Source organism: Streptomyces spiramenti, from assembly GCF_012034385.1.
Lineage (GTDB): Bacteria > Actinomycetota > Actinomycetes > Streptomycetales > Streptomycetaceae > Streptomyces > Streptomyces spiramenti.
On sequence record NZ_JAAVJB010000044.1, the window covers coordinates 1 to 26968 of the forward strand.

A 26968-nucleotide genomic window follows, 5' to 3' on the forward strand; every position below is an offset into this window, starting at 1 on the left:
TCCCGGCCTGGCGTCCAGGGCCCGCCGATGCCCGGGAGCGCTCCACTGGACGGCCCCGCGCTCGCGCCTCACGGCGGCGTCACGGTTCGCGCGTCGCCGGACCGCCGTACAGCTCCCGGTACGAGGGGAAGACCCCACCCGGGGTGTCGCAGCTCTCCGCCGCCAGCACCGCCCGCGCCACCGCCCGCGTCAGGGTGTCGGCCCCCGCCGCCAGCACCTCGTTGACCGCCTGCACCCGCGCCTCCCCCTCCGGGAGGGGCCGGTCGCGAGTGGACAGCGCGAACACGGTGTCCCCGTCGGTCAGCAGGTGCACCGGGCGCACCGACCGCGCCAGACCGTCGTGGGCCGTGCCCGCCAACTTGTGGGTCTGTCCGTGGCTGAGCGACGCATCGGTCGCCACCACCGCCAGGGTGGTGTTGAGCGGGCCGCCCAGCGACTGCGGCGCCCGACGGTCCGACTCCCGCAGCGCCGCCGCCAGCAGCTCCTTCGCCGAGTCCCGCACCTCGACCGGGGGCCGCCACGCGGGAGCACCGAAGAGCGAACCCGTGTCCGGGTCCACCACCGAGCCGACGGCGTTCACGACCACCAGCGCACCCACCGTCGCGCCCGACTCCAGCCGGGCACTCGCCGTCCCGACCCCGCCCTTCAGACCACCCGCCACCGCACCCGCGCCGGCTCCCCGGTTGCCCTCCGCGACGGTGGCGGAAGCGGCCTGGGCCGCCGCGAATCCCAGAGCGGCGTCGGGCCGGCGCGACCAGTCGCCCCCACGCCCGAGGTCGAACAGCACCGCCGACGGCACCACCGGCACCACCTGCCCCGACCGCGGACCCACCCGGAAGCCGCGGTCCTGCTGCTCCAGCCAGGCCATGACACCGTCCGCGGCGGACAGACCGAACGCGCTGCCTCCGGCGAGGACGATCGCGTCCGCGCGCCCCACCAGATTGCGCGGGTCCAACGCGTCCGTCTCCCTCGTCCCCGGCCCACCGCCGCGGACGTCGACCCCGGCCGTCACCCCGCCCACGGGCGGCAGGACCACCGTCACCCCCGTCAACGAGCCGCCCCCCACCCGCTCGGCGTGGCCCACCAGCAGTCCGGCTACATCGGTCAGCGCGTCTCGCATGGCTCATGGCTACCACGCCGACGAGCGACGCACCCCTCATGCGCGTTTAGCGGACGTATATCGCGAGGGTGCAGGCTCGACGCCATGACCATCCACCAGTCGGGGGACGAGGGCGACGGCGTGGCGGTACCCACGCACGCCCATCTGATGGACCTGGGCCGTCGTGCGGCCCTCGGCCTGGCACGTCTGGGAGCCGGGTCGGGCAACCGGGTCGCGGCGATGCTGCCGACCTCCCCGGCGTCCTTCGCGACGACGCTCGCCTGCCTGCGTCTCGACGCCGTCCGCATCAGCCTGCCGCTGGGCGACCACACGGGATGGGTCCGGCACCGGCTGCGGAGCACCGGCGTCCAGATCGTCGTCGTCGCCGACGGATGCGAACGGGACGGACGTGTCGTGTCGCTCAAGTCCGAACTGGACCAGGCTCTCGCCTCCTGCCCCGACATCCGCAGCGTCGTGGTCGTACCGCTGCTGCGCCGCCCCGTGCCCTGGACGCCAGGCCGGGACATCTGGTGGGACGAGGTGCTCGGTCCGGAGCCGGGTGCCGGCGTCCCGCGTGCTCCCGCCCGCCCCGGCTCGGAGCTCTCAGCTCCGAAAAGCGGCCGTAGGCTGGGTGGCATGAGCGACACTCCCGACCTCCCGCGTGACGTCCCCCGCGCCCGGCTCGATTTCGAGGACCCGCTGGCGGTCGGCTCACGCGACGACAGCGACGAGGGATGGGGCGGCCGGAACGACCAGCAGACGGTGCCCGGAGTGGCGGCCGACCTCGCACGGTTCCTCGACGAGAAGCCGCCGCACCACCTCTGACCGGCCGGGCGACGGATGGCCCGGCTGCCGCCCGTGACCGCTCCGGGGCAACCGTGCGACCGCCCCGGAGCGTATCCGCCGGCCGATTCAGCTCTCGCCGGAGCCGGAGCGCTGGGCGCTGACCGTCTTGTCCAGGTCGAGCTGTCCGTCGGCTCCGCCGGCGCGACGCGCCGCGACCAGCTCGTCCCGGATCTCCGCCAGGAGCTCCAGCTCGGTCGCCGCGGGGGTCTCCTGGGGCTTCTTGGCGTCCATGCGTGCCTTGAAGCGGTTCATCGGAAGGATCATGAGGAAGTAGACGACGGCAGCGGTGATCAGGAAGGTCAGCGCCGCGCTGAGGACCGACCCCCAGCTGATGAGGACGCCGATCTGCTCGCCGTTCACCTCTCCGCAGGGGCCCTTCAGACAGGACGTGTAGCTGTCCAGGTTCTGGGTGCCGAAAGCGCCGACCAGCGGACCGATCACGCCGTCCACAACCGCGTTCACGATCTTGGTGAACGCCGCGCCGACGACGACGGCCACTGCCAGCTCGACCACATTGCCCCGCATCAGGAATTCCCTGAATCCGGCGACAACGCCCTGCTTTTCCTCGCTCAACGCCCTGACCTTTCCGTGTGCTCCGCGCGCGGCGGTCCGCGCTTCTCCTGACGGGCAACGAGCTGTCTACCATCGCGTCACCGTCAGGTGTGAATCGTTCATGGATCCGGCGAGGGTCACCGCGGTCGCCTGTGACACCTCGACCACGATGAGTGTGCCGTCCACGTAGCCGGCCGGACCAGTCTCTTCGGGCGGCGGAACTTCCGCTACCCGCGCCCGGTGTGCGATACGCCGCGCCGTACCGAGGGGAGTCTCGCCGGGCACCGCTGCGGTGGGTGCGGCCAGGATGTCCACGACGTCGCCGGGGTTCAGCAGCCCGCCGACCGCCGGGTCCGTCAGCCGCACCGGGGCGAACACCGGCTCGTTCCCGCCCGGCAGGCCCTCCGGATCGTCCTGGTGCTCCCCGACGGGCGCCTCCCGGTCGTCGACCGCCTCCTCCGGGCCGCCCCCGGCCGGCCGGCCCTCCGTCCGCCCTTCCGACTGCGCGGCGGGTTCCGGCGGCGCGGGCCCCTGGCGATCGGCGGCTTCCGGCGTCGTCCCCAGGGGCGGTCGCGCGGGCGAGGCGAGGGCGAGCAGCAGAAGCGCGGCGCCGGCACCGATCAGGGCCGTGGCCGCGATCCGCCGTCCGTCACGGAGAGCACGGCGCAGCCTCCCGAATCCGGGGCTGACGAGCACAGGGGGGAACGGAGGGACGAGGAGAGAGCCGCCAGGGCTCCCGGTGCTGTTCATGGCCTCAATGTGCCGGAAAATGCAGCGTGACCGCCGGGGCCTGTGGACAACTCCGCGACTGTGGAGAACTCCGCCACCCGTGAGAGTGGTCGACGCGCTGTGCGACGGATATTGGGCGGCCGGCGGTGAGAATGGAGCGCGAGCCGGGCAGTGGTGGTCTGCCCCCTTTGGGAGGGTGGGGCATGCCCGGGAGCGCCGACCGGACCGCGCCGTTCCGGTGACCGCAGTCGTCCGGCGTCCGCCGGCCTGGTTCCTACCAGGGCCCGGCTTCGACCGGGGCTCGGTTCCGACCGGGGCTCGGTTCCGACCGGATGAGTACGTCGACACGCGCCGGGCAGCCCACACCTCATGTCCGCGACGCGAGGACGCCCGCCTCGGGGAGGGATCGTCGAAGGCCGCCGCCCGCGAACCGGGGACGAGGCCGGCACCCGACGCGGCCCGTTCCGCTGCTCCGCCCGCCCGCCCGCGGCGCGCCCGCCCACGCCACGCGGAGCGTCCGGCAACGCCGCTCAGGGCAGCGGCAGTCCGGTCTCCTGGCCGTCCAGCGCGGTCGTGCAGAGGCATGTCCCCTGCTCCTGCGGGAGCCGGGCGACCGCGTCGAAGAGGACGTCGCGCAGGCGGTCCACGTTCTTCGCGAAGACCTCCAGGACCTCCGTGTGCGAGACGCCCTCGCCGTTCTCCGCCCCGGCGTCGAGGTCCGTGACCAGTGCGAGCGCCGAGTAGCAGAGCTCAAGCTCGCGGGCGAGCACCGCCTCGGGGTGACCGGTCATGCCGACCACCGACCAGCCCTGTGCCGCGTGCCAGCGGGATTCGGCGCGGGTCGAGAACCGGGGCCCCTCGATGACGCAGAGGGTCCCGCCGTCGACCGCCTCCCAGCGGGCCCCTCGCGCTGCGGCGAGCGACGCGGCGCGGCCCTGGGGGCAGTACGGGTCGGCGAAGGTCACATGCGCGACGTTGGGACGTACCCCGTCGGCGCGGGTCTCCCCGTCGAAGTAGCTCTGGGTGCGGCTCTTGGTGCGGTCGACCAGCTGGTCCGGCACGACGAGGGTCCCCGGCCCGTACTGCGGCTGCAACCCGCCGACCGCGCACGGCGCGAGCACCTGCCGGACGCCCACGGAGCGCAGCGCCCACAGGTTGGCCCGGTAGTTGATGCGGTGCGGCGGCAGGTGGTGGCCGCGGCCGTGGCGGGGGAGGAACGCGACCTCGCGTTCCCCGATGCGACCGAGGAACAGCGAGTCGCTGGGCGCCCCGTACGGCGTTTCGACGGTGAGTTCCGTCACATCGTCGAGGAAGGAGTAGAACCCGGATCCGCCGATGACGCCGATCGAGGCGCGGGCCGTCACGCGGCGCTGCCGGCCGTCGTCTTGGTGGTCCCGGAACTGCTGCTCGACGAGGACGAGTCACCGGTCGAGGTGGAGGACGTGCCGCTGGTCGAGCCGCTGTCCGAGGAGGTGGCGGGCTTGTCGGCGCCGCCGGACTTCTTCTCGGCCTTGCTCCCGCCGGCGGGCGTGGAGCTGGAGCTCGTGCTGCGGCTGTCGTTCCGGTAGAAGCCGGAGCCCTTGAAGACGATGCCGACCGCTGAGAAGACCTTCTTCAGCCGACCCTGGCAGCTGGGGCACTCGGTGAGAGCGTCGTCGGTGAACTTCTGCACCACCTCGAGGCCCTCTTCGCACGCGGTGCACTGGTACTGGTACGTCGGCACGGTATTCCTCCTGGCACTCTGCTTCGGTGAGTGCTAACGACGGTCCATCGTGCAACATTCCGGCCCCATAGTCCACTGCCGAAGGTCCCCACGGCCCCACGCGGCCCCCGTTCCGCCCTGCGCCGGGCACCCGTCGGGCAGTACGCGACCGACCGGGACGGCGTGGCCGCGGGGGCCCCGGTGCCACCGCCCGCGAGGCGGTCCCCGCGTCGCCCGTCGACCTCCCGCGCACCGGGTGACGGCGCCGCCCCGCCGCCGCCGACGCCCGCCCCGGCACCGCCGACGCTCGGGCGACCCGGGTGCCGTGCAGCTCCGGGGCCGCCCGCGTTCCGGGCGGCGGCGACAGGTGGCGGCGGGCGCCCCGAGCGGTCGACAGGGCGGTCTGCGGGGCGTGTTCGGCGTGGTGCGGTGTGCGGTGAAGCGATCCCCGGCGGAACGACACGCCCCGCGGAGTGTCTATGGTTGCTTCCAGTCCGCCCATGGCCTGCGAAGGACAGCGATGCCCGCCAAGAAGAAAACGCGACGTCTCCGCCTGTTCGTCATCGTGGTGGTGTTGCTGCTGTTGGCGGGGCTGGGTTTCAGTGCCTTCTGGGCGGTCGACACCGTCCGCGCCTCCCACCCACAGGTGACCGGTCAGATCAAGATTGACGGCCTATCGGCCCCGGTGAACGTCAAGCGGGACGCCAACGGCATCCCGCAGTTGTACGCGGACTCCGCCGAGGACCTGTTCCGCGCGCAGGGATTCGTCCACGCGCAGGACCGTTTCTGGGAGATGGACGTCCGCCGGCACATGACCTCCGGTCGCCTCTCGGAGATGTTCGGCGAGAGCCAGGTCGAGACCGACGCGTTCCTGCGGACCCTGGGCTGGCGCGACATCGCCCAGCAGGAGTTCGACGAGGAGCTGTCGGACGACACCACCACCTATCTCCAGGCGTACGCGGACGGGGTCAACGCCTACCTCGGCGACCGCTCCGGCGCCGAACTCTCCGTCGAGTACGCCGCGCTGGGGCTCGTGAACGACTACGCGCCCGAGGAGTGGGACCCGGTCGACTCCGTGGCCTGGCTGAAGGCGATGGCGTGGGATCTGCGCGGCAACCTCCAAGAGGAGATCGACCGGTCGCTGCTGGCGGGCCGGTTGAACCAGGAGCAGATCGACGAGCTGTACCCGCCCTACCCCTACGACCGCAACGCCCCGATCGTCTCGGGCGGCGGGGTCTCCGGCGGTGCCTACGATCCCGACGGCGGTGGCTCCGGCAGCGACGGCGACTCCGGTGACGGCCTCCCCGGCGCGGGCGGCACCGACGGGGCGGACGGCCTCCCCGGTGACGGCACGCCGGGCGAAGGCACGGAGGGAGAGGGCCTCCCCGGCGCGGGCACACCGGCGGACGGTACGCCCGGCGCGGGTGAGGCCGCCGATCTCGGTTCCGGCGTCGCGACCCAGCTCGCGGCGGTCGCCGACGCCCTGGACGAGGTTCCGGCGCTGCTCGGCCCGAACGGCAGCGGCATCGGCTCCAACTCGTGGGTGATCTCCGGCGACTACACGACCACCGGTGAGCCGCTGCTCGCCAACGACCCGCACCTCGCCCCGATGCTGCCGTCCATCTGGTACCAGATGGGCCTGCACTGCACCGAGGTCAGCGAGAGCTGCCCGTTCTCCGTCTCCGGATTCAGCTTCTCCGGCATGCCCGGTGTGGTCATCGGCCACAACGACTCCATCGCCTGGGGGTTCACCAACCTCGGCGCCGACGTCACCGACCTGTACCTGGAGAAGCTCAACGACGGCACCTACCTCCGCGACGACGAGGAGGTGCCGTACACCACCCGCATGGAGACCATCCACGTCGCCGGCGGTGAGTCCCGGGAGATCACGGTGCGCGCCACCGAGAACGGCCCGATCGTCTCCGACCGCAGTGAGGAACTCCGGGACACCGGTGGTCTGGCGCCCGTCGGCAACGCGGCCCCCGACCGGGGCAACGGCTACGCTGTCTCGCTGCGCTGGACCGCGCTGGAGCCGTCGAAGACGATGGACGCCGTCTTCAACCTCAACCAGGCGTCCGACTTCGACGAGTTCCGCGCCGCCGCCGCCGACTTCGCGGTGCCGTCCCAGAACCTGATCTACGCCGACACCGAGGGCAACATCGGCTACCAGGCGCCCGGCCGCATCCCGGTGCGCGGCGCCGGTGACGGCCGCTACCCGGCGCCCGGCTGGGACTCCTCCTACGACTGGGAGGGCTACATCCCCCAGGAGGAGATGCCCTGGGAGTACAACCCGGACCGCGGTTACATCGTCACCGCCAACCAGGCGGTCATCGACCCGGACGAGTACCCCTACCTCCTGACGGACGACTGGAACTACGGCACCCGCAGCCAGCGCATCGACGACCTGATCCAGTCCAAGATCAAGGACGGCGGGAAGATCTCGATGGGCGACATGCGCACCATCCAGCTGGACAACAGCAACGAGATGGCCAAGGTCCTGGTGCCGTATCTGCTGAAGGTGGACGTCTCCGACCCGTACGTCCGCGAGGCGCAGGAGCTCCTGGAGGGCTGGGACTACACCCAGGACGCCGACTCCGCCTCGGCCGCCTACTACAACGCGGTCTGGCGGCACGTGCTGAAGCTCGCCTTCGGCCACAAGCTCCCCAAGGAGGTCCGCGTCGAGGGGCAGTGCCTGCGGGTGCGGCCGACCGGTGACTCGGGTCCGATCGAGGACGTCGACGGCCGGGCGCCGCTGGTGCGCGAGTGCGGTGAGCGTTCGCCGGACTCGGCCCAGCCCGACGGCGGTTCCCGCTGGTTCGAGGTGGTGCGGTCGCTGCTGGACGAGGAGGAGAGCGACTGGTGGGTGACGTCCGGCAACCGCACCGTCCCGCCGTCGGAGAACCGTGACGAGCTGCTCGCCAAGGCCATGCGGGACGCCCGCTGGGAGCTGACCGCACTGCTGGGCAAGGACATCTCGACCTGGAGCTGGGGCCGGCTGCACCAGCTGGAGCTGGAGAACCAGACGCTCGGCACCGAGGGCCCGGCCCCGGTGCGGTGGCTGCTCAACCGCGGCCCGTGGAACCTGTCCGGCGGCAAGGACGCGGTCGACGCGACCGGGTGGAACGCCGCGGGCGGCTACGAGGTCACCTGGGTGCCGTCGATGCGGATGATCGTCAACATGGCCGACTTCGACGAGTCGCAGTGGATCAACGTGGCCGGCGCCTCCGGCCACGCCTATCACCGCAACTACACCGACCAGACGGAGCTGTGGGCGGACGGCGAGTTCCTGCCGTGGGCCTGGAGCGACGACGCTGTGGACTCGGCGACCACCGACACGGTGGCCCTGATCCCGTAGCCGGGCACGCGAGGCCGGTGACACCGACGCCGCGGCGCGACGGGGCGGGGCGGACACGCCCCCCCCGCCGCGGCGTTCGCCGTTTCCTCGCGCGTCGGCCCGCGGCCGTCGGGCGGAGCCGTCGACCGGGCGCGCCCGGTCGACGAGGTGGACCGAGGTGCCCGTCAGCCGTGGAAGCGGTGGACGCCCTCCGGGGTCACCGCCGCGTGCACCGGCTGGTCGTGGGGCTCGTCCGGGAGGCGGCCGACGATCTCGTGGCCGTAGACCACGGCCACCAGCAGCGGCTTGCCGCTCCCGGCGGCCGATCCTTCCGGCCGGCGGCCCTGTGCCGGGCCGTCCTCCGGACCACCCGCCGCATCCTGGCCCAGTGCGCCGTCCGTCGCGATCGGCGCTGTGCGGGCGGCGGAGTCGGCGGCCTCGGCGGCGTCGTCGGGCAGTGCCGCGCTGATCGCCAGTCGTGCGAGGACGCGGTCGTAGGAGCCGCCGCCCCGACCGATGCGGATGCCGCGGCCGTCCACCGCCAGTCCGGGCAGCAGCACGACGTCCGCCTCTGTCACGGCGTGTGTCCCCAGCCGCTCCCCGGCCGGCTCGTACAGTCGGATACGGCCCGGGTGCTCCGCCTCGGCGAGTTCGGCCGCGCCGTCGTACCGGGCCCAGTCCAGGTCGTCGTCGGGAAGCAGCACCGGCAGCAGGACGCGGGTGCCGCGGGCGCGCAGCGCCTCCAGCAGGGGCCGGGTCTCCGGTTCGTGTCCGACGGCGACGTAGGCGGCGACGGTGCCCGCGGTGGCCAGCTCCGGCACGGCCAGTGCCTGCTCCGCCAGGGCCTCGCCGGCGTGTTCCAGCTCGTCGTCGGCCATCGCCGCCCGCACCGCCAGCAGGTCCCTGCGGACCTCACGTTTCCGCGCCGCGATGGCCATGCTCTCGTCCACAGTTGCCGCTCCCCGGGGGCCGGTCGTGCGGAGCGCACACGCGGGCGCCCCACCTGCTCGTGCACCCGTCATCGGATGCGCTGTACAAGCAGACTAAACGGATAAGGTGACCGGTATGACCTCAGCGCGTTCCGCGATCACCAAGGCAGTCATTCCCGCCGCCGGCCTGGGTACTCGGTTCCTCCCCGCAACGAAGGCCACTCCCAAGGAAATGCTGCCGGTCGTGGACCGGCCGGCGATCCAGTACGTCGTCGAGGAGGCCACCAGCGCCGGCCTGACCGACGTCCTCATGGTGACGGGCCGCAACAAGCGCCCGTTGGAGGATCACTTCGACCGCAACTACGAGCTGGAAGAGATCCTGCGCGCCAAGGGCGACCAGGGCCGGCTCTCGCGCGTCCTGGAGTCCAGCACCCTCGCCACCGTCCACTACGTACGCCAGGGCGACCCCCGCGGCCTCGGCCACGCGGTGTCCTGCGCCGAGCCGCACGTCGGTGACCAGCCGTTCGCCGTGCTCCTCGGCGACGACCTCATCGACCCCCGGGACCCGCTGCTCGCCCGCATGACCGAGGTGCGCGCGGAGTTCGGCGGCAGCGTCGTCGCGCTGCTGGAGGTCGACCCCTCCCAGATCCACCTCTACGGCTGTGCCGCCGTCGAGGCCGTCGGCAGCGACGGCGTCGTGCGGGTCACCGGCCTCGTCGAGAAGCCGGACCGGTCGGAGGCGCCCAGCAACTTCGCGGTCATCGGGCGCTACGTGCTCGACCCGGCCGTCTTCGGCGTGCTGCGGCGTACCGCTCCCGGCCGCGGCGGGGAGATCCAGCTGACCGACGCGCTGCAGACCCTCGCGGGCGACCCCTCGATCGGCGGACCCGTCCACGGTGTCGTCTTCCGCGGCCGGCGGTACGACACGGGCGACAGGGCCGACTACCTGCGCTCGATCGTCCGGCTCGCGTGCGAACGTGAGGACCTGGGACCCGACTTCCGGGACTGGCTCACCAAGTACGTCAACGGGGAGATGCGAGAGATTGAGTGACATCTGGTCGGTCAACGACCACCTGGAGGACATCCTGGCCGCCGTCAAGCCGCTGGAGCCCATCGAGCTCCAGCTGCTCGACGCCCACGGCTGCGTCCTCGCCGAGGACGTCACGGTGCCTCTCCCGCTGCCGCCGTTCGACAACAGCTCCATGGACGGCTACGCGGTGCGTTCCGCCGACCTCCGGGGATGCGACCACTCCGAGCCCGCCCGCCTGGTGGTGACCGGCGAGGTCGTCGCCGGCACCGAGAACCCGCCGGTGGTCGGCCCCGGCCAGTCGGTCCGCATCATGACCGGCGGCCCCGTGCCGCAGGGCGCCGACGCCGTCGTCCCGGTGGAGTGGACCGACGGCGGCAGCGGCAACGGGCCCGCCGGGACGATGACGCCCGGCAGCGTCGCCTACGGGCAGGTGCAGGTGTTCCGGGCGCCCGAGGCCGGGCAGTACATCCGCCCCCGGGGCAGTGACATCGCGGCCGGCTCCACGGCGCTGACCGCCGGGACGCTGATCGGCGCGCCACAGGTCGGCCTGCTCGCGGGCATCGGCAGGGCCTTCGTCCGCGTCCGCCCCCGCCCGCGCGTGGTGGTCGTCTCCACCGGCAGTGAGCTGGTGCGGCCCGGCGACGAGCTGGGGCCGGGTCGGATCTACGACTCGAACAGCTTCACCCTCTCCGCCGCCGCCAAGGAGGCGGGCGCCGTCGTCTACCGGGTCAGCGCTGTGGCCGACGACGCCCGTGCGCTGCGGACAGTGCTGGAGGACCAGCTGATCCGCGCCGACCTCATCGTCACCTCCGGCGGTGTCAGCGTGGGCGCCCACGACGTGGTGAAGGAGGCGCTCAGCAACCTGGGGCGCACCCCCGGGCACGTCGACTTCCGACGGGTCGCCATGCAGCCGGGCAAGCCGCAGGGGTTCGGCGTCCTCGGCGAGGCGCGCATCCCGCTTCTCGCGCTCCCCGGCAACCCCGTCAGCTCCTACGTCTCCTTCGAGGTCTTCGTCCGGCCCGCGCTGCGGCGGATGTCGGGGCTGCCCAACCCCTTCCGGCCGGGAGTGCGCGCCACCCTGGAGGCGGACGGCCCCCGCTCCTCCCCGCACGGGAAACGCCAGTTCCTCCGGGGCGTCCACGACTCCTACCGCCGTACCGTCCGGCCGGTGGGGGGCTCCGGTTCCCACCTCACGGGGGCGCTCGCCCACGCCGACGCGCTGATCGTGGTGCCGGAGCACACCACCGAGATCACCCCCGGGGACGAGCTCGACGTGGTGCTCCTGGACACACCGGTCTGACCGGCCGGGGTACCGTTGGCCATCATGAGCAGCACCCGTCTGACGCACATCGACGAGGCCGGCGCGGCCCGGATGGTCGACGTCTCCGCCAAAGAGACCACCCGGCGCACCGCGCGCGCCACCGGCCGGGTCCGGGTGACGCCCGAGGTCGTGGAGTTGCTCCGCGCCGGCCCGGACCGCATGCCCAAGGGGGACGCGCTGTCCGTCGCCCGGATCGCAGGCATCATGGGCGCCAAGCGCACCCCTGAACTCGTGCCGCTCTGCCATCCGTTGGCCATCTCGGGTGTCTCGGTCGAACTGACCGTCTCCGACGAGGCCGTCGAGATCACCGCGACCGTGCGCACCACCGACCGCACCGGGGTCGAGATGGAGGCGCTGACCGCCGTCTCCGTCGCCGCGCTGACCGTCGTCGACATGGTGAAGGCGGTGGACCGCGCGGCGGTGATCACCGACATCCGGGTCGACGAGAAGACCGGCGGCGCCTCCGGCGACTGGAGCCGGGAGTCGTGACCGCCCCGCGCTACCGGGCGCTGGCCGTCACCGCCTCCAACCGCGCCGCCTCCGGTGTGTACCGGGACACCGGCGGTCCGCTCGTCGTCGAGGAACTCCGCGCGCTCGGCTTCGCCACCGAGGGACCGCAGGTCGTACCGGACGGCGAGCCGGTCGCAGCCGCGCTGACCGCCGCCGTCGAGGCCGGGTACGACGTCGTCGTCACCACGGGCGGCACGGGGCTCACCCCCGGCGACCTCACGCCGGAGATGACCCGCCGCGTCATCGAACGAGAGGTGCCGGGGATCGCCGAGGCCATCCGGGCCGCCGGTCTCGCCAAGGTGCCGACCGCCGCGCTCTCCCGGGGACTCGCCGGCGTCGCCGGAAGGACTCTCGTGGTGAACCTGCCCGGCTCCACCGGCGGGGTGAAGGACGGACTAGCCGTGCTCCGACCGCTCCTCGTCCACGCCGTGGACCAGTTGCGCGGCGGCGACCACCCCCGCCCCGGCGGCGCAGCGTCCGAACGCGTCGCGCCCGGGACGGGCGGCAGCACCGGGGAGCGACCGTGAGCGCCCACTGGCCGGTGGAACTCGTCGAGGGCGAGGTGGGGTTGCGCCCCATCAGGCAGCGTGACCACGCGAGCTGGCGGGAGATCAACCAGCGGAACCGGGCGTGGCTCCGGCCCTGGGAGGCGACCGTGCCGCCCGCTCCGCCCGGACATCACCAGCCGCGCCGCCCGACGTTCCGTCAGAACGTCCGCCACATGCGAGCCGAGGCGCACGCGGGCCGGATGATGCCGTTCGTGGTGACCTATCAGGGCCGCATGGTCGGCCAGCTCACGGTGGCGGGCATCACCTGGGGTTCCCTGTGCGCGGCGCACGTCGGGTACTGGGTGGACAGCGCCGTCGCGGGACGCGGGGTCATCCCCACCGCGGTCGCGATGGCCACCGATCACTGCTTCCTGACGGTGGGTCTGCACCGGCTGGAGATCTGCATCCGCCCGGAGAACGGACCCAGCCGACGGGTCGTGGAGAAGCTGGGCTACCGCGAGGAGGGCGTGCGCCCCCGCTACCTGCACATCGACGGCGGCTGGCGTGACCACATCGTGTACACGCTCACCTCCGATGACGTGCCCGAGGGGTTGCTGCCCGGCTGGCGAGCGCGACGTGAGCCGCGCGGAACGGGTGCCGAGGGCGGGTCGGACATCGGCCGCAAGACAGAAAATAAAACAGACATTCGATAAATCCGGTCCGCCTTCATAACAATCCGAGGAAAACACCGGGATGGCGGCCAGAACCCGCAACACACCGCGCAATGTGGCTGATGCGGTCGCGGAAACCCCTCTACCGTGTGACCGTGAACAGCCATGGCCTCATCTTCGCAATGATCGTTGGGGCGTGGGCCGCGTATCTCGTACCGATGTGGCTCCGCCGCCAGGACGAACTGAACGAAGCCCGTCCGACGGAGCGCTTCAGCACCGCCATCCGGCTGTTGTCCGGCCGCGCGGGGTTGGAGCGCCGGTCTGCCCGGGACACCGAACGGCGGCGCCGCCGCTCCGGCACGGACACCGACGCCGGTGAGCCGACCGCCGCGTCCGAACCGGACGGGCCGGTGTACGACGAGGCGGAGGCCGGGGCCGACCACCACCCCGGCAGCGCCGCTCGGTCGGACCCCTACTCCGACCTGCGCGGCTACGCCGATCCGGTCACCGAACTGCGCGACCTCTCCGAGGAGGCGCCGGAGCACGCGCCCCGCTCGGCGACGCCCGACCGCGGCGCCGCCCACGAGGAGCGGTCCGGGGTCCGCGCCAAGGTCCTGGTGAGACGTCGCCGGGTCACCATGCTGCTGTTCCTCACCTTCGCGGGCAGCGGCATCGTCGCCATGTCGGTGGGCGGTCCGCTGCTGATGTGGCTGCCCGTCGCCCCGGCGGTGCTGTTGAGCGTCTACATCGTCCACCTGCGCCGCCAGGAACGGCGGCGCTACGCCGTCACGATGGACCGCCGCCGGGCGGAGGAGGCCGCGCGGCGACTCCGGGAGCGGCCCCGGCCGCAGCCCGTCGCGCCCGAGCCGGTCGCCTCGCCCGCCGCGGAGGGGCGGCGCGCCCTCGTCGAGCAGACCGACCACGCCGAGTGGGTCGACCAGGAACGCAGCGGCGGTGCTCCCGACGCCGAGGGCTGGGAGCCCGCACCCGTTCCGCTGCCCACCTACGTCAACGCGCCGGTGGCCCCCCGCAGCAACCGCACCGTCGATCTCGACGCGCCCGACACCTGGAGCGCCGCCCGCTCCACCACCGCCGGCGGCGCAGCGGCGGCCGTGCCCGGCCCGGCCACCTCCGGCTCCGCCCGACCGCAGCGCACGCCCCTCTTCGACCAGTACGACGAGCGGGTGGACGAGGAACGGCCGCGCGCGGCGGGGGAGTGACGCTCGCCCCGCCGTCGCCGTCGTCCTGTGCCACCCGGTGCCTGACTCTGGGCAGTGGACGCCGCCCCGGCGCAGTGGACGCCGCCCCGGCCCCCCGGCCCCCGGCCCCCCGGTCGTTCGGTCGCCGATTTCGGTCTCGGGTGGTCGAGGTGCTAGAGTTTTGATCGTTCGCAAGGGCCTGTAGCGCAGCCTGGTAGCGCATCTCGTTCGCAACGAGGGGGTCTGGGGTTCAAATCCCCACAGGTCCACAGCGAGGCAGCTCACGCAGTTCCAGGAACGAGCAGCCGCGAAAGCCCCGTTCGGTCGGAAGATCGGGCGGGGCTTTTCGTCGTGCCCCGCCGCCTCGGTCCTCGCCGGTCCGGCCACCGCCGACTCGGCCACCGCCGACTCGGGCCGTGCAGCGCGGGGAAGGTCGCGCCCACGTCCCCTTTCACGCCATCCCCGCCAGGCACGCGGGCGTCGCCCGTGGCGAGGGCCGCACGGCGCCCGGTCGTCGGCGTCACCCCGCTCACGTCCCTCTCTCCGCCCCCGGCGCCTCGCACGCCCCTCGCCGGATCACCGCCGAGCCTCGGACGGTGGACGTCCGGAAGCGGCCCGGTGCCCTGGCGTCGCCACGCGGCGTCCGGCTACCGTCCCGACGGTCGCGCCACGGCTTCGCCCGGGTCCGGTCGACGCCGCGCGTTCGGCGGCCCCCACTCCGCCGCGCCGTGTCACCGCCCGCGGCCCTCGCCGCACCCGGCGACACCGCATGATCACGCACCTGAGCACCGCGCAGCCGCACCACCGCGGCCCGCAACGGTCATGGACCGCCGCGACCGCGTACCGCCGCACGACGGAACGACAGCCGCACGTCCCCCACAGTTGACGGAGTCGCCATGTCACGACGCACCTGGACGGTCCGGGCCCTGCTCGCACTGTCCCTCGCAGCCACCGCGCCCCTCGCCCACGGCGCCCTCGCGGCGCAGGCGCACGAGTCCGAGGACACCCCGCTCACGACGGCGTCCGTCACCCCGGACGGTGGCGGGTCGACCGCGCTCACCGACCTCGCCGTCACCACCGAACAGCTCGCCTTCGGCCTCGCGCGGCCCACCGCGATAGCCGCTCCCGACGACGGCACCGACAGGTTGCTCATCACGGAGAAGGCCGGGACGGTCCGGGTGTACCACCCGGACACCGGGCTGACGGCCGAACCCCTGCTCGACGTCACCTCGCTCATCGCGGTCGGCGGCAACGAGCGCGGCCTGCTGGGCATTGCCACCGGACCGGACTTCGCCGACACCCAGCACGTGTACCTGGGCTACACGGCGGCGCCCGCGGGCGACGTCACGCTGGCCCGCCACGACCTGAACGACGGCTCCACCGAGGTGCTCATCTCCCAGGAGCACCCGAACTACAGCAACCACAACGGCGGTCAGATCGCCTTCGGTGCCGACGGCCACCTGTACTGGAGCCTCGGCGACGGCGGCGGCGCCGGGGACCCCGACGACAACGGGCAGCGCGTCGACACCCTGCTCGGCACCATCGTCCGGGTCGACGTGAACGCGACCTGCGGCGAACTGCCCTACTGCGTGCCCGAGGACAACCCCTACGTCGACGACCCGGACGCCCGGTCCGAGATCTGGGCGACCGGGCTGCGCAACGCCTGGCGCTTCTCGGTCGACCCGGCCGACAACTCGCTGTGGATCGCCGACGTCGGGCAGGGCCGCTGGGAGGAGATCAACCACCTGCCCGAGTCGGCCGCCGGGGCCAACCTCGGCTGGTCCTGCCTGGAGGGGCTGGAGGTCTTCAACGCGGACCGCTGCCTCCCCGACGTCGACTACCACGACCCGGTCTTCACCTACGGGACGTCGGTCGACGGCTGTGCCGTGATCGGCGGTCACGTCTACCGCGGTGAGCGCCACGCAGAGCTGGCGGAGGGCGTCTACATCGCCACCGACTACTGCTCGTCGACCGCCTGGGCCGTTCGGCCCGACGGCAACGGCGGGTACGAGGACGCGCGCGTCGGAGAGTTCCCGACGCAGGTCAGCGCCTTCGGTACCGACGTGGGTGGTGAGCTCTACGTGGTCAACGACCTGCCCGGGCAGCTGCACCGCGTGGGCTTCGAGTCCGTGGACGCGGCGGCACCCACCTCCTGACCCCGCCGCCTGACACCCGGGCCCGCCCCCTCCGGCCGGGCCCGCTGGGACCACCGTCCGGGCGGGCCCGGCCCTCGGTCGTGCCCGCCCTGCCCCGACTACCCTGCCCCGACCGACCGACCGACCGACCGACCGACCGCCTCGACCGCCCGCGCGCCGCTCCCCTCACCGCCGCGCCCGTTCCGGCCGGCGGTCAGAGGGCCGGGAAGGGGGCGTCGGCCCAGCGGAACGCCGCCTCGTCGCCGTCGAGTCGCAGCAGGTAGTCCGGTACCGCTGCCCGGTCGGGCCGATGGAGCGCCAGCACGGCGTCGATGCGGCGGTGGGCGAGTTCGAACCCGTCCCAGTCCTCGGCCTCCAGCCGGTCGGAGAGCGCGTCGAACAGCGACCGGAACGGACCGAACGCGGGGCGCGGTTCGAACCGCCCGGTCAACCAGGGGAAGTCCGAGTCCTCGACGTGTATCTCGCCGACGGTCGTCCCCTCGGCCCGGTCCACCAGTCGCCACATCTCGACCTCGGTCATGGGGGCCTCCTCCGTGCCGGGCGGGTTTCCCCGGCCGTCGCCTCGATCAGTGCCGTTCACCGTAGGCGGCAGCGCCGACAGAAGCGGTCGCGAACGGTCGGCTGTCGGTGGGGGCGGCTAGCGTCGTCCGAGTGAGAGCCACGACACCGCCGACCGCTCGGCCGACGTCCGGGCTGCCTGCGGGTGGAGCGGCCCCGCCGGCCACACCGGTGACATGTCGGCGTTCTCGGCGGTGCTCCGCTCCTGGGAGGACCGGTTCGGCGCGCGGGACGTCGGGCTGGGCTTCGACACGCTCCTGTTGAGCGTCGCGTCGCCGCCGCGTGACGAGGAGTCGGCCCTGCGCGCGGCAGCCGAGCACCACGCCTGCTGCCCCGACAACGTCCGGCAGAACGCCCGGCGGGGGCCTCGCGACGTACGTCGCCGCGTTGATCGGGGAGGACTTCTCATCGTTCTGGTGGGACTGACGGCGCGCGTCGGCGCCCGCGGCGGTCGCGGATGCGGGCCACCCCGCCCGCGCCTACCGTGGAGGAGCCGCCGGCCCCGCACGGGAGGTATCCATGACGCAAGGACCCGAAGCCGATCCCGAGCAGCCGTTCATGGACGACGCGACGGATCCGCCGATCGACGCGCCGACGCCCGACCGCCTGCTCCACACCGGGGCGGAAGGCCCCGTGGACCCGGAGGACCTGGTGCGGCTCACCGGCAAGGACGTCACCCCCGAGCGGCTGGAGCAGGCCCGGCGCCTGCTGGAGGAGCACGGACCGGCTGCGGTGGAGCGCTACCTGCCCTGACAGCGTCGCGGCGGGGGCCGCGACCGCGCACCGTCTTGGTCACGCTCCTCGGCGGTGCGCGGCGCCGCGGTCCCAGCCGCGAAGTCGTTCAGCCGTGGTCGACCAGCTGGTCGGCCCCCTGGGTGCGGGCGCAGTGCGCGCAGCAGAAGAACCGGCCCTCCTCGGTCTCCAGGCCGTGTCCGAGAATGCGGCAGCCGCAGTTCTCACAGATCGGGGCGATGCGCTGCGCCGCGCACTCCAGCGAGTCGAAGACGTGTACCGCTCCCGCCGCCCGCACCTCGAACGTCATCCGGTACTCGTTGCCGCATACCTCGCACATGGCCATGGTCGTCACTCCTCGGGTTCGTCGCCGGTGGGCGCGCCGTCGCGCCCGGGACCAGGCCGGCGCGGCGGCGCCCGTCAGCCTCTCGGCCGCTTCGGCGCCTTCCGCTCCGGCTCGCCGCGAGGTAACCCGAGCGGCCCGGGAATGCCGCGCCCCGCCACCCGGTTGCCCTGCTGGGAGACACGAGCAGGCCGCCGGGGCGGGAGCAGCAGCCACCCCGCGGGCGCGGTGCCGAGCCGGTGGCGACGCGATGAGCTCCCGGCAGGGTCGCGACAGGAAGGGGCAGAACGTGAAGGGTTCGACGGAGCCGGCGGGGGACGTCCGCGGTCGGGCGGTCGGGGAGGCGCCGGTACCGCTGTCGGTGCTGGACCTGGCGACGGTCGGCAGCGGCCACACCGCCGCCGACGCGCTGCGCGCCACCACCGAGACGGCGAGGCTCGCCGACGCGCGGGGGTTCCGGCGGTTCTGGGTGGCGGAGCACCACTCGGTGGCGGGTGTCGCCAGTTCCTCCCCTGCCGTGCTCCTGGCGCACCTCGCCGCCTGGACCAGCCGCGTCCGGCTCGGATCGGGCGGCGTCATGCTGCCCAACCACGCGCCCTTGGTCGTGGCGGAGCAGTTCGGCACCCTGGAGGCGCTGGCACCGGGCCGCATCGACCTCGGACTGGGGCGCGCCCCGGGCACCAACGGAGTGACTGCCGCGGCGCTCCGCGGCAGCGACCGGGTTCGCGAGGCCGCTGACCGGTTCCCGCAGGCCCTGGACGAGCTGACCCGGTTCCTCGACGACGACTTCCCGGCGGGGCACCGCTACGCCGGGGTCCACGCGGTGCCCGGGCCGGTGCAGGGCAGCAGCGGCCGGCCGCCGATCTGGCTGCTGGGCTCGTCCAACTTCAGCGCCGAGCTGGCCGGTCGGCTGGGGCTCCCGTTCTCCTTCGCGCACCACTTCGCGGGGCGCGGCACGCTGGCGGCGCTGGAGACCTACCGCGCGGCCTTCCGCCCGTCCGCGGTCCTGGACCGGCCCTACGCGATGGTCTCCGTCCTCGCGCTGGCCGCTGAGACCGGTGCCGATGCCCGACGGCAGCTGCTGACCAGCGCCCTCGCGGTGGTCCGGCTCAGCCGGGGGGAGACCGCGCCGCTTGCGACGCCGGAGGAGGCCGAGCGCTACCCGTTCACCGAGCGGGAGCGGGCGATCGCCGACGACTGGCTGGCCCACGCCGTGCACGGCACCCCGGACGCGGTGCGTTCCGGCCTCACCGACCTGGTCTCCCGCACCGGGGCGGACGAGCTGATGCTCACCGCCAACGTCCACGGCGCTGCCGAGCGACTGCGGAGCCTGGAGCTCATCGCCGACGTCTTCGGCATGCCCGTGGCGGGGCAGGCCGTCGAGGAGGCCGGCACCGCGGCCTGACCGGGAGCGGCGTGCCGTCGCCGCCGGCGCCTACCCGTCGGCGGCGAGGGCCGCGCGGACGGCGGCCTGGGCGTGCAGCCGGGTCGTGGGGAAGAGCGGCACGGCGCTGTCCTCCGCGCGGACGAGCAGTTCGATCTCGGTGCAGCCGAGGACCACGCCTTCGGCACCCGCCGCCGCGAGCCGCCCGATGACGCGCCGGTAGTCGTCGCGCGAGGACTCCCGCACGACCCCGACGCACAGCTCCTCGTAGATCACCCGGTGCACGAGGGCCCGGTCCTCGGCGCCGGGGACCAGCACCGTCAGCCCGCCCGCCTCAAGCCGTCGCCGGTAGAAGTCCTGCTCCATGGTGAAGGCGGTGCCCAGCAGGCCGACGGTGCGCATCCCGGTGCCGCGCACCGCGTCCGCCGTGGCGTCGGCCAGGTGCAGCAGGGGGACGTCCACCGCCGCCTGCACCTGGTCGGCGACCTTGTGCATCGTGTTGGTGCAGATCAGCACCAGATCGGCGCCGGCCCGCTCCAGCGCCCGTGCCGCCTCCGCGAGGACCGAGCCGGCCTCGTCCCACCGCCCCTGGACCTGCAACTGCTCGATCTCCGCGAAGTCCACGGAGTACAGGACGCACCGGGACGAGTGCAGGCCGCCGAGCCGTTCGCGCGTGAGCTCGTTGAGGAGGCGGTAGTACGCGGCGGTGGATTCCCAGCTCATTCCGCCGATCAGGCCGACGACCTTCATGATGCTCCTCGGACGGGTACGGGGTCGGTGACTCCGGCCGGAGTCGGTCGTGCGGGGCGCTCGGGACTCAGCGCCGGTCGATGGCCCGCAGAGTACGGGCGGCCGTCTCCCGAGGCGACGCGTCGGCGCTCACGACGTGGTCGTCGACGCCGGCGCGGTCCAGGATCGCGTGGAGTTCGCCGCAGCGGTCGAGGTGCCAGGCGAGGGCGGCGGGGTCCGCCGCGTGACGGTGGCGCAGCCGGGCGGCTGCGGTCTCCGGGGCGACGCGCAGCCTGACGACGGTCATCGGTACGCCGACCGCTTCCTCGTGCCGGGTGCGCTGCTCGGTGTCCTCGCAGACCCCGGCGAGCACCAGACGCTCGGCGCCGAGCGCGAGATGGTTCCGGCAGACGTCGCGCAGGTTGGCCAGGGCCACCGCGAGCCGGAACGGGTCGCCGGGAGACGCCGGCCGGAAGCGCCGCAGCTCGTCGATGTCGACGACCGCGTGTGCCACGCGGCGCTCGGCGAGCAGGTCGGACACCGCGCCTGCCGTGGTCGTCTTCCCCGCTCCCACTGTTCCGTTCAGCAGCAGTGCTGCGGGCCTGCGACGATCCGCTCCGGTGGGCACGGTGACAGCTCCTTGTCGAGTCGGACGGGACCATGGGCGGTTCAGCGTTCCGGCGTGCCGGCGAACCGGTCGAGGGCGGCGGTGACGAGTCCTCCGCTGCGGGCGTTGCCCAGGTGCCCGGCGTCCTCCACGATCGTGAGCCGGGCGTCGGACCAGCGGCGGGACAGTTCCCAAGCGGTGTGCGGGGGCCCGCCCACGTCGTGGCGGCCGTGTACCAGCACGCCCGGGATGCCGGCGAGGAGGGGCGCGTCGCGCAACAGGGCGCCCTCCTCCAGCCAGGCGCCATGGGCGAAGTAGTGCGCGCAGATCCGCACGGTCGCGCTGCGGGCCGCGTCCGGTCGTCCCGCGTAGTGCGCGGCCGGCGGGGAGCCGGGCGCGTCCAGCGCGAGGACCGCGTCCTCCCAGGCGCACCAGGCGTCCGTCGCCCTGTCGCGTACGGCCTGGTCCGGGTCGGAGGTCAGGGCGGCGTAGGCCCGCAGCACCTCGGTGATGCCGTCGTCCGCCGGGCCGGCGCCCGAGGCGGCGGCGAAGCGTTCCCACTGCTCGGGGAGAAAGCGGCCGAGACCCCGGTAGAGCCAGTCGATCTCGCTCCGGCGGGTGGTGGTGACCGAGTGGACGACGATCGCGGTGACCCGGCTCGGGAACCGCTGGGCGTAGGCCAGCAGCAGGGTCGAACCCCAGGAGCCGCCGTACAGCAGCCAGCGCTCGATGCCGAGGTGCCGGCGCACGACCTCCATGTCCGCGATGAGGTGCTCGGTGGTGTTGTGCCGCAGGTCGGTGGTGGGGTCGGACGCGTGCGGGGTGCTGAGGCCGCAGCCGCGCTGGTCCAGCAGGACGACCCGGTAGCGGCGCGGGTCGAACCGGCGGAGCGCGCCGGTGTTGCTGCCCGAACCGGGGCCGCCGTGGACCACGAGGGCCGGCCGTCCCTCGGGGTTGCCCGCCACGGCCCAGCGCAGCCGTTGGCCGTCGCCCACGTCGATCATCCCGGAGTCGTAGGGCTCGTAGGGTTCGTACGCCTGGCGGGGCCCGCCCGTGGCGGGGGGCGGGGCACCGATCGGGGAGAGCGGATCGTCGGGGGTGCGCTGCTGGTTCACCTGGGCTCCGCTGCGGTCGGGGTCGGGCCTCTGCCGGGTGGTGTCGCCCGGCGCTGCACCGTACCGGGGGCGAGTGCTGTTCCCAACCGGGTTTCGCGGAGGGAGCGGTGGGGTTGCGCACCCGCTGCGCTACGCGCCGGGCGCGCATCAGGGCGCGGGGTGTGCGCTCCCGCCAGCTTCTCCCCTGGGATCCGCCGCCGGGAGACCGGCACTGTGTCGTGCCCACCGAACGCGGACGGCAGCCTCGCGGGCCCGGGACCTCATCCGACGCGCGGCGGGCCGCCCGGCCGGGCCCGCGTCGGTCAGCACCGAACGCCCGACCCTCGCGGACGTTCGGCGTCGGACCCACCGCCGGTTCACAGCCCGGAATGTGACGTCGTGTCGGCATGCGAGGGCTTCCGCCTCCGAGGGGAAGCCCGACGGCGTAGCGTGGCGGCAGCAGCGCGGTTCCACCGGGGCCGCCGACGAGTAGCACGAAGGACCGGGGAGACATGCCGAGTTTTTTCGATAGGGCCAAGGAGCAGGCCCAGGGCGCGATCAAGCAGGGCAAGGACAAGTTCGACGAGGTCCAGACGCAGCGCGCCGGCAACGACGCGCTGCGCAAGCTCGGTGCGGCCTACTACCGCAAGGAGCGGGGCAATGGCTCCGACGAGGAGGTCAAGCGTGCCCTGGACGCCGTGGCCCGCCACGTTCAGGAGCACGGCGACGACTCGCTGAAGTAAGGCGCCTCATCGGGGCGGCGCGCCGCCCCGATGACGACGGTGGGCCCGCCGTCCCGTGGACCGGGCGGGCCACCGCTCGACCGCCCGCTGCCCGGTCGCGGGGGTTCCCGGGCTCAGCCCGCCGGCGCGTCGGCGTACCGCACCGTCACGGGGGCGTGGTCGCTCCACCGCTCGGCGTGGGTCGCCGCCCGCTCCACGGTGTCCTCGACCGCACGCGCCGCCAGCTTCGGCGTCGCCGCGTGGTAGTCGATCCGCCAGCCGGAGTCGTTGTCGAAGGCCCGGCCCCGGTAGGACCACCAGGAGTACGGCCCCGTCTCGTCGGGGCGTCGCGAGCGGACCACGTCGACGTAGCCGCCCTCGTCGCCGAACACCCGCGAAAGCCAGTCGCGCTCCTCGGGAAGGAACCCGGAGTTGCTTCGGTTGGCGCGCCAGTTCTTCAGGTCCGCCTCGCCGTGTGCGATGTTCCAGTCGCCGCAGACCAGCACCTCGCGGTCCTCCGTGGCGGCCTTCTCGCGAAGTTCCCGCAGGTAGGGCAGGAACGCGGCGAGGAACCGCTCCTTCTCCTCCTGGCGTTCGGTGCCCACCTCGCCGGACGGCAGATAGAGGCTGGCGACGGTCAGACCCGGCAGGTCCGCCTCGACGTAGCGGCCCGAGTCCTCGAACTCCGCCGCGCCGAACCCGATCCGGACCCGCTGCGGTTCGGCCCGCGTGAGCAGCGCCACACCGGCTCTCCCCTTGGCCGCCGCCGGCGCCCAGTGGGCGTGCCAGCCGTCCGGCTCCCGCACCTCGGCGGTCAGCTGCGCCGCCTCGGCACGTACCTCCTGGAGGCAGACCACGTCGGCCGTGGTGGCGCCCAGCCACTGCTGGTAGCCCTTCTTCGCGGCTGCCCGCAGGCCGTTCACATTGACGGACGTGACCGTGTACACCTATGACTCCCGGGGTCGTGCGGAAAGGCCGTGGCAGCCTACGCGAGCCCACCGACGGCCACGGCTCTCACACCGGGGCCTCGGCAGCGCCGTCCATCGGCCCAGGGCCCGGCGGACGGCCCGCTCGCGGCGGTCGTACCGTTGTGCGCATGAGGATTGTCACGGCCCGCTTCGACCACCCCGACGCGCGCAAACTCAGCGACATCGTGCAGGCGGAGTACGCCGTCCGCTACGGCGGCGAGGGGGACGTCACCCCGCTCGATCCCGCGATGTTCGACCCGCCCCAGGGGCTGTACCTGCTCGGCTACGAGGCCGACGGCTCGCCCGTGGCGAGCGGCGGCTGGCGGGCGATGGACACCTCGGCCGAGGAGAACTACGCCGACGGTGACGCGGAGATCAAGCGGATGTTCGTGATGCTCCACGCCCGGGGGCGAGGGCTGTCACGGCTGCTGTTGGCCCGGCTGGAGGAGTCCGCCCGCGAGGCGGGGCGGACGCGGATGGTCCTGGAGACCGGTGACCAGCAGCCGGAGGCCATCGCGCTGTACGTCTCCAGCGGCTACACCCTGCTGCCCGAGAGCCGGAAGTTCGGGTGCTACCGCGCGGAGCCCAGCAGCCGCTGCTTCGTCAAGGCGCTCTGACGGAGCCGGTCCGCCTCGCGCCCGAACGGCGCGGGGCGGACCGGCCGGCGGGAGGCACACCCGCCGGGGGCGCCTCCCGCCTCGTCCGACCCTGCCCCGGGGCGTGGGTCAGGCCCCGCTCCGGGCGTCGTCCGCGCCCCCGTCGGCCTCGTCGGCGGCAGCGTGGGTGTCGACGAAGATCTCGGCGACGATCTCGTCGTCCAGGATCTCGCCCGTCGTCCGGAAGCCGAGCTTCTCGTAGAAGGCGGCAGGCCCGCCCTCACCCTCGACCCAGGAGACGGTGACCCGGCGTTCGCCGCGTCGCCGTGCCTCCTCCAGCACGGCGTTCACGGCGAACCGGCCGTACCCGCGGCCCTGCTCGTCGGCGGCTATGTTCAGCCGCCAGATGCCGGAGCGGTACGCCTCGTGCTCCGGCTCGTCGTCGAACCCGGCCATCACGAAGCCGACGAGGCGCTCGCCGTCGTACACCAGCCGTGGCCAGGCCGTGTCGATGTTGGCGTAGGCCTCGGCCAGCGAGAACATCACCGGGGCGACGAACTTCTCCTGGGCCGGCGCGACCGCCACCCGGCAGGCGGCGCGGACGTTCTCGGGCGTGACGGGTGCGAGCCGCAGGGCTCCGGACGCTTCATCGGTCATGTGCCGACCCTAGGCGAGGGGGCCGACATCCGTACCGGTCGGGGAGTGGGCGACCTGTCGTCACCGCGCGCCGCCTCCCCGGCCCCTGTGGGGAGGGCGTGCGGGGCCGGTGCTGTGCGCCCTGCTTCGCTCCGACGTGCCATGAGGGGCCGGTCGCCCCCTTGCGCTCCGTTACTATCAGCCGTACATTCGGTCACTGACGGTGATATTCGATGGTGGGGGTGGTGGCTGGTGGTGGATGGTGGTGGTGGGGCGACGGTCGATGGCAACGGGGGTGCGGGCGATGGGGCGTGACGGTCTGCGATCGAGGGACCGGGTGGAACGGCGGTGACGGCTTCGGAGCCGGGCGTCGCGGCGTGCCGCGTGGTGGTCTCCGCCGACGGCTCCCGGTTGCACGTCGACGTCGCGGGCCCGCCCGGGGCCCCGATGGTCGTCCTCGCCCACGGGTGGACCTGTGACAGCTCCGTCTGGGGTGCCGTGTCGCGGGGGCTGGGCCCCGCGGTTCGCGTGGTGAGGTACGACCAGCGCGGCCACGGGCGCAGCCCGCGCGGCTTCGGTCCATGCGGTCCGCGGCAACTCGCCGACGACCTGTGCGCGGTGCTGGAGGCCGTCGTGGCGCCGGGCGCGCGGGCGGTTGTCGCGGGGCACTCCATGGGTGCGATGGCCGTGGTCGCCGCCGGCGGCCGGGCCGCCTTCCGGGAGCGGGTGGCCGCGGCGGCGCTGTGTTCGACCGGGTTGGACGACCTGGCCGGTCGGGCGAGGGTCGTCCCGTTGCCCACCGCGCCGCTGCGCCGAGTCGTGCATGCCTCGCTGTTGCGGTCGTTGCTGCCGCTCGGGCCGATGAACCGGGTCAGCGGCTGGGCGCTCTCCTACGCGACACTCGGCCCCTCTCCGCCGCCCGGGGCGCGGGAGCACGTCGCGCGCATGGCCCACGCCTGTGAGCGGCGCGGGCGGGCGGCGTGGGGTGCCGTGCTGGCGGAACTGTCCGCCCACGAGGCGACAGCCGGCCTCGCTGTCCCCACGGCGGTGGTGCACGGCACCGCGGACCGGCTCACCCCACCGATTCACGCCCAGCGCACCGTCGCTCGGCTCCCTGACCCTGAACGGCTGGTGCTGCTGCGCGGCGTCGGCCACATGACTCCCCTGGAGAACGCCCCGGCGGTCGCGGCCGTGCTCCGTTCCCTGGCGGATCGCCACGCGGTGGTGGCGCCGGTGCGGTGAGAAGAGGGATGTGGGGGCGCGGGGACGGGGGCGCGGGGTGGGAGTGAGCGGCGGAGGGCAGGTGAGCGGGCGGTCACTGCCGCCGGGCGGTCGGTTCGGGGCTGCGGGTTGCGGGCTGCGGGGTGGTGCTGGGATTGCCGAGGGTTCGCGGTCCCCGTGCACCGGTGTGGTGCGGGTGGCGCCGCCCCGCGCGGGTGGCGGGCGAAGCGGCTCTGGGAAAGGCGGTGAGCGCACAGCCCCGGAGGGGCGCGCTCGGTGCGGGAGCGCACCCCTCCGGGGTGGACGACTGGGGGGAGTGAGCGATCAGTGGCCGTCGCCCTTGCGGTCCCGGAGCCGGTCCGACATGTCCTTGCCCTTGTCGCGGGCCTTGTCGGTCATGTCGGAGGAGGACCGGTCGCCGTCCTTCTGCTTGTCGCCGCCCATGGCGTCCTTGGCCTTCTTGGCCGCGTCCTGGGCCTTGTCCTTGAACTGGTCGAACTGGTCCGAGATACCCATGGAAGCTCACTGCTCCTGTTCGGAGGATGCGTATGCGAACGATCCTCAGCGTGGCATATGAGTGAAATGGCCGCATTTCCGGCTGGGCGGGAGAGTGAATTTTTCCGCGACCTCCGCGACCTCCGCGACCTCCGCGACCTCCGCGACCTCCGCGACCTCCGCGACCTCCGCGACCTCCGCGACCTCCGCGACCTCCGCGACCTCCGCGACCTCCGCGACCTCCACGTCCATCCGCGACCTCCGCGTCCTTCGGGCCTCGACGCCCCGCCGGGCCCGCGGTCCGCGCGGTGTCAGCG

At 73.5% G+C, this 26968-nt stretch carries 29 protein-coding genes, 1 tRNA gene and 1 pseudogene; 16 read left to right on the forward strand and 15 right to left on the reverse strand.

Annotated features, from left to right (window positions below; genetic code table 11):
- Positions 1–79 precede the first annotated feature (79 nt).
- The gene (locus HCJ92_RS08230; protein ID WP_167932804.1) at positions 80–1120 is read right to left on the reverse strand and encodes a P1 family peptidase; all 1041 of its coding nucleotides are present in this window, start codon (positions 1118–1120) and stop codon (positions 80–82) included.
- Positions 1121–1204: 84 nt separating this feature from the next.
- On the opposite strand from HCJ92_RS08230, the gene HCJ92_RS08235 reads away from it, so the two are divergent.
- Entirely contained in the window at positions 1205–1924 is a 720-nt protein-coding gene (locus HCJ92_RS08235; protein WP_167932805.1) for an AMP-binding protein, read from the forward strand.
- Between the two features lie 87 nt (positions 1925–2011).
- Here HCJ92_RS08235 and HCJ92_RS08240 read toward each other — a convergent pair whose 3' ends face one another.
- From HCJ92_RS08240 to HCJ92_RS08255, 4 genes are all read right to left on the reverse strand, one after another.
- Positions 2012–2470: an MscL family protein gene (locus tag HCJ92_RS08240; RefSeq protein WP_245240695.1), complete on the reverse strand. Its 459-nt coding sequence runs from the start codon at positions 2468–2470 to the stop codon at positions 2012–2014.
- Between the two features lie 114 nt (positions 2471–2584).
- On the reverse strand, positions 2585–3247 hold the full coding sequence (locus HCJ92_RS08245; RefSeq protein WP_167932807.1) for a hypothetical protein: 663 nt from the start codon (positions 3245–3247) through the stop codon (positions 2585–2587).
- A 509-nt stretch (positions 3248–3756) separates the two neighbouring features.
- Complete coding sequence (locus HCJ92_RS08250; RefSeq protein ID WP_167932808.1) at positions 3757–4590, reverse strand: S-methyl-5'-thioadenosine phosphorylase; 834 nt, start codon at positions 4588–4590, stop codon at positions 3757–3759.
- Positions 4587–4949 carry an FmdB family zinc ribbon protein gene (locus HCJ92_RS08255; RefSeq protein ID WP_167932809.1) on the reverse strand — a complete coding sequence of 121 codons (363 nt, stop codon included), beginning with the start codon at positions 4947–4949 and terminating at the stop codon, positions 4587–4589. The genes HCJ92_RS08250 and HCJ92_RS08255 overlap by 4 nt, the downstream gene beginning before the upstream one ends.
- Positions 4950–5448: 499 nt before the next feature.
- Here HCJ92_RS08255 and HCJ92_RS08260 point away from each other — a divergent pair, with 499 nt between their 5' ends.
- A complete protein-coding gene (locus HCJ92_RS08260) occupies positions 5449–8283 on the forward strand; it encodes a penicillin acylase family protein (RefSeq protein ID WP_167932810.1) in 2835 nt (944 codons plus the stop codon).
- Positions 8284–8447: 164 nt separating this feature from the next.
- On the opposite strand, the gene HCJ92_RS08265 is transcribed toward HCJ92_RS08260, so the two are convergent.
- Positions 8448–9200, reverse strand: coding sequence for a 5-formyltetrahydrofolate cyclo-ligase (locus HCJ92_RS08265; protein WP_167932827.1), 753 nt, complete (start codon positions 9198–9200; stop codon positions 8448–8450).
- A 127-nt stretch (positions 9201–9327) separates the two neighbouring features.
- Between HCJ92_RS08265 and HCJ92_RS08270 the strand changes: the two genes are divergently transcribed.
- The 8 genes from HCJ92_RS08270 (at position 9328) to HCJ92_RS08305 (ending at position 16566) form a co-directional block, all read left to right on the forward strand.
- Positions 9328–10242 carry a UTP--glucose-1-phosphate uridylyltransferase gene (locus HCJ92_RS08270; protein ID WP_167932811.1) on the forward strand — a complete coding sequence of 305 codons (915 nt, stop codon included), beginning with the start codon at positions 9328–9330 and terminating at the stop codon, positions 10240–10242.
- Positions 10235–11521 (forward strand): molybdotransferase-like divisome protein Glp, encoded by a 1287-nt coding sequence (glp, locus tag HCJ92_RS08275; protein ID WP_167932812.1) that lies wholly within the window; start codon positions 10235–10237, stop codon positions 11519–11521. The genes HCJ92_RS08270 and glp overlap by 8 nt, the downstream gene beginning before the upstream one ends.
- 24 nt (positions 11522–11545) lie before the next feature.
- Positions 11546–12031 carry a cyclic pyranopterin monophosphate synthase MoaC gene (moaC, locus tag HCJ92_RS08280; protein WP_167932813.1) on the forward strand — a complete coding sequence of 162 codons (486 nt, stop codon included), beginning with the start codon at positions 11546–11548 and terminating at the stop codon, positions 12029–12031.
- Positions 12028–12579, forward strand: a complete 552-nt coding sequence (locus tag HCJ92_RS08285) for a MogA/MoaB family molybdenum cofactor biosynthesis protein (RefSeq protein ID WP_338054077.1) — start codon at positions 12028–12030, stop codon at positions 12577–12579. The genes moaC and HCJ92_RS08285 overlap by 4 nt, the downstream gene beginning before the upstream one ends.
- Positions 12576–13253, forward strand: a complete 678-nt coding sequence (locus HCJ92_RS08290; RefSeq protein WP_167932814.1) for a GNAT family N-acetyltransferase — start codon at positions 12576–12578, stop codon at positions 13251–13253. The genes HCJ92_RS08285 and HCJ92_RS08290 overlap by 4 nt, the downstream gene beginning before the upstream one ends.
- Positions 13254–13366: 113 nt before the next feature.
- On the forward strand, positions 13367–14431 hold the full coding sequence (sepX, locus tag HCJ92_RS08295) for a divisome protein SepX/GlpR (protein WP_167932815.1): 1065 nt from the start codon (positions 13367–13369) through the stop codon (positions 14429–14431).
- A 174-nt stretch (positions 14432–14605) separates the two neighbouring features.
- A tRNA-Ala gene (locus tag HCJ92_RS08300) sits at positions 14606–14679 on the forward strand.
- Positions 14680–15306: 627 nt separating this feature from the next.
- Positions 15307–16566 carry a PQQ-dependent sugar dehydrogenase gene (locus tag HCJ92_RS08305; RefSeq protein ID WP_167932816.1) on the forward strand — a complete coding sequence of 420 codons (1260 nt, stop codon included), beginning with the start codon at positions 15307–15309 and terminating at the stop codon, positions 16564–16566.
- Between the two features lie 193 nt (positions 16567–16759).
- On the opposite strand, the gene HCJ92_RS08310 is transcribed toward HCJ92_RS08305, so the two are convergent.
- Positions 16760–17086, reverse strand: a complete 327-nt coding sequence (locus HCJ92_RS08310) for a hypothetical protein (RefSeq protein ID WP_245240696.1) — start codon at positions 17084–17086, stop codon at positions 16760–16762.
- Between the two features lie 160 nt (positions 17087–17246).
- Between HCJ92_RS08310 and HCJ92_RS25790 the strand changes: the two are divergent.
- Together HCJ92_RS25790 and HCJ92_RS08320 are read left to right on the forward strand one after the other, a co-directional pair.
- Positions 17247–17471: pseudogene (locus HCJ92_RS25790) on the forward strand (DUF4253 domain-containing protein); the annotation flags it as partial.
- Between the two features lie 211 nt (positions 17472–17682).
- Positions 17683–17877 carry a hypothetical protein gene (locus HCJ92_RS08320; RefSeq protein ID WP_167932830.1) on the forward strand — a complete coding sequence of 65 codons (195 nt, stop codon included), beginning with the start codon at positions 17683–17685 and terminating at the stop codon, positions 17875–17877.
- An 88-nt stretch (positions 17878–17965) separates the two neighbouring features.
- Here the strand turns inward: HCJ92_RS08320 and HCJ92_RS08325 are convergent, their stop codons facing one another.
- A complete protein-coding gene (locus tag HCJ92_RS08325; RefSeq protein ID WP_167932817.1) occupies positions 17966–18202 on the reverse strand; it encodes a hypothetical protein in 237 nt (78 codons plus the stop codon).
- 247 nt (positions 18203–18449) lie between these two features.
- Here HCJ92_RS08325 and HCJ92_RS08330 point away from each other — a divergent pair, with 247 nt between their 5' ends.
- On the forward strand, positions 18450–19604 hold the full coding sequence (locus HCJ92_RS08330) for an LLM class flavin-dependent oxidoreductase (RefSeq protein ID WP_167932818.1): 1155 nt from the start codon (positions 18450–18452) through the stop codon (positions 19602–19604).
- A gap of 30 nt (positions 19605–19634) precedes the next feature.
- Here HCJ92_RS08330 and HCJ92_RS08335 read toward each other — a convergent pair whose 3' ends face one another.
- From HCJ92_RS08335 to pip, 3 genes are all read right to left on the reverse strand, one after another.
- Entirely contained in the window at positions 19635–20333 is a 699-nt protein-coding gene (locus tag HCJ92_RS08335) for an aspartate/glutamate racemase family protein (RefSeq protein ID WP_167932819.1), read from the reverse strand.
- 67 nt (positions 20334–20400) lie between these two features.
- Positions 20401–20940 (reverse strand): AAA family ATPase, encoded by a 540-nt coding sequence (locus HCJ92_RS08340; RefSeq protein ID WP_167932820.1) that lies wholly within the window; start codon positions 20938–20940, stop codon positions 20401–20403.
- Positions 20941–20981: 41 nt separating this feature from the next.
- A complete protein-coding gene (gene pip / locus HCJ92_RS08345) occupies positions 20982–21995 on the reverse strand; it encodes a prolyl aminopeptidase (RefSeq protein WP_338054079.1) in 1014 nt (337 codons plus the stop codon).
- 530 nt (positions 21996–22525) lie between these two features.
- On the opposite strand from pip, the gene HCJ92_RS08350 reads away from it, so the two are divergent.
- Positions 22526–22756, forward strand: coding sequence for a hypothetical protein (locus tag HCJ92_RS08350; protein ID WP_167932821.1), 231 nt, complete (start codon positions 22526–22528; stop codon positions 22754–22756).
- A 113-nt stretch (positions 22757–22869) separates the two neighbouring features.
- Here HCJ92_RS08350 and HCJ92_RS08355 read toward each other — a convergent pair whose 3' ends face one another.
- Complete coding sequence (locus tag HCJ92_RS08355; protein WP_167932822.1) at positions 22870–23682, reverse strand: exodeoxyribonuclease III; 813 nt, start codon at positions 23680–23682, stop codon at positions 22870–22872.
- Between the two features lie 149 nt (positions 23683–23831).
- Here HCJ92_RS08355 and HCJ92_RS08360 point away from each other — a divergent pair, with 149 nt between their 5' ends.
- Positions 23832–24320 (forward strand): GNAT family N-acetyltransferase, encoded by a 489-nt coding sequence (locus HCJ92_RS08360; protein WP_167932823.1) that lies wholly within the window; start codon positions 23832–23834, stop codon positions 24318–24320.
- A gap of 108 nt (positions 24321–24428) precedes the next feature.
- On the opposite strand, the gene HCJ92_RS08365 is transcribed toward HCJ92_RS08360, so the two are convergent.
- Positions 24429–24956 (reverse strand): GNAT family N-acetyltransferase, encoded by a 528-nt coding sequence (locus HCJ92_RS08365; protein ID WP_167932824.1) that lies wholly within the window; start codon positions 24954–24956, stop codon positions 24429–24431.
- Between the two features lie 327 nt (positions 24957–25283).
- Between HCJ92_RS08365 and HCJ92_RS08370 the strand changes: the two genes are divergently transcribed.
- Positions 25284–26177 carry an alpha/beta fold hydrolase gene (locus HCJ92_RS08370; protein WP_338054078.1) on the forward strand — a complete coding sequence of 298 codons (894 nt, stop codon included), beginning with the start codon at positions 25284–25286 and terminating at the stop codon, positions 26175–26177.
- A 303-nt stretch (positions 26178–26480) separates the two neighbouring features.
- On the opposite strand, the gene HCJ92_RS08375 is transcribed toward HCJ92_RS08370, so the two are convergent.
- Complete coding sequence (locus tag HCJ92_RS08375; protein WP_167932825.1) at positions 26481–26672, reverse strand: hypothetical protein; 192 nt, start codon at positions 26670–26672, stop codon at positions 26481–26483.
- A gap of 45 nt (positions 26673–26717) precedes the next feature.
- Positions 26718–26968, reverse strand: a 251-nt coding sequence (locus HCJ92_RS08380; RefSeq protein ID WP_209310857.1) for a hypothetical protein, incomplete at its 5' end; no start/stop codon positions are given.

What these genes read in the sequence shown, in the direction of transcription:
- HCJ92_RS08235 (WP_167932805.1), top strand. Translation starts at nt 1,205, where the DNA reads ATGACCATCCACCAGTCGGGGGACGAGGGCGACGGCGTGGCGGTACCC.
- HCJ92_RS08350 (WP_167932821.1), top strand. Translation starts at nt 22,526, where the DNA reads ATGCCGAGTTTTTTCGATAGGGCCAAGGAGCAGGCCCAGGGCGCGATC.
- HCJ92_RS08375 (WP_167932825.1), bottom strand. Translation starts at nt 26,672, where the DNA reads ATGGGTATCTCGGACCAGTTCGACCAGTTCAAGGACAAGGCCCAGGAC.
- HCJ92_RS08310 (WP_245240696.1), bottom strand. Translation starts at nt 17,086, where the DNA reads ATGACCGAGGTCGAGATGTGGCGACTGGTGGACCGGGCCGAGGGGACG.
- HCJ92_RS08330 (WP_167932818.1), top strand. Translation starts at nt 18,450, where the DNA reads ATGAGCTCCCGGCAGGGTCGCGACAGGAAGGGGCAGAACGTGAAGGGT.
- HCJ92_RS08365 (WP_167932824.1), bottom strand. Translation starts at nt 24,956, where the DNA reads ATGACCGATGAAGCGTCCGGAGCCCTGCGGCTCGCACCCGTCACGCCC.
- HCJ92_RS08245 (WP_167932807.1), bottom strand. Translation starts at nt 3,247, where the DNA reads ATGAACAGCACCGGGAGCCCTGGCGGCTCTCTCCTCGTCCCTCCGTTC.
- HCJ92_RS08360 (WP_167932823.1), top strand. Translation starts at nt 23,832, where the DNA reads ATGAGGATTGTCACGGCCCGCTTCGACCACCCCGACGCGCGCAAACTC.
- HCJ92_RS08320 (WP_167932830.1), top strand. Translation starts at nt 17,683, where the DNA reads ATGGACGACGCGACGGATCCGCCGATCGACGCGCCGACGCCCGACCGC.
- HCJ92_RS08240 (WP_245240695.1), bottom strand. Translation starts at nt 2,470, where the DNA reads ATGCGGGGCAATGTGGTCGAGCTGGCAGTGGCCGTCGTCGTCGGCGCG.
- HCJ92_RS08265 (WP_167932827.1), bottom strand. Translation starts at nt 9,200, where the DNA reads ATGGCCATCGCGGCGCGGAAACGTGAGGTCCGCAGGGACCTGCTGGCG.
- HCJ92_RS08230 (WP_167932804.1), bottom strand. Translation starts at nt 1,120, where the DNA reads ATGCGAGACGCGCTGACCGATGTAGCCGGACTGCTGGTGGGCCACGCC.
- HCJ92_RS08270 (WP_167932811.1), top strand. Translation starts at nt 9,328, where the DNA reads ATGACCTCAGCGCGTTCCGCGATCACCAAGGCAGTCATTCCCGCCGCC.
- HCJ92_RS08305 (WP_167932816.1), top strand. Translation starts at nt 15,307, where the DNA reads ATGTCACGACGCACCTGGACGGTCCGGGCCCTGCTCGCACTGTCCCTC.
- HCJ92_RS08335 (WP_167932819.1), bottom strand. Translation starts at nt 20,333, where the DNA reads ATGAAGGTCGTCGGCCTGATCGGCGGAATGAGCTGGGAATCCACCGCC.
- HCJ92_RS08260 (WP_167932810.1), top strand. Translation starts at nt 5,449, where the DNA reads ATGCCCGCCAAGAAGAAAACGCGACGTCTCCGCCTGTTCGTCATCGTG.
- HCJ92_RS08325 (WP_167932817.1), bottom strand. Translation starts at nt 18,202, where the DNA reads ATGGCCATGTGCGAGGTATGCGGCAACGAGTACCGGATGACGTTCGAG.
- moaC (WP_167932813.1), top strand. Translation starts at nt 11,546, where the DNA reads ATGAGCAGCACCCGTCTGACGCACATCGACGAGGCCGGCGCGGCCCGG.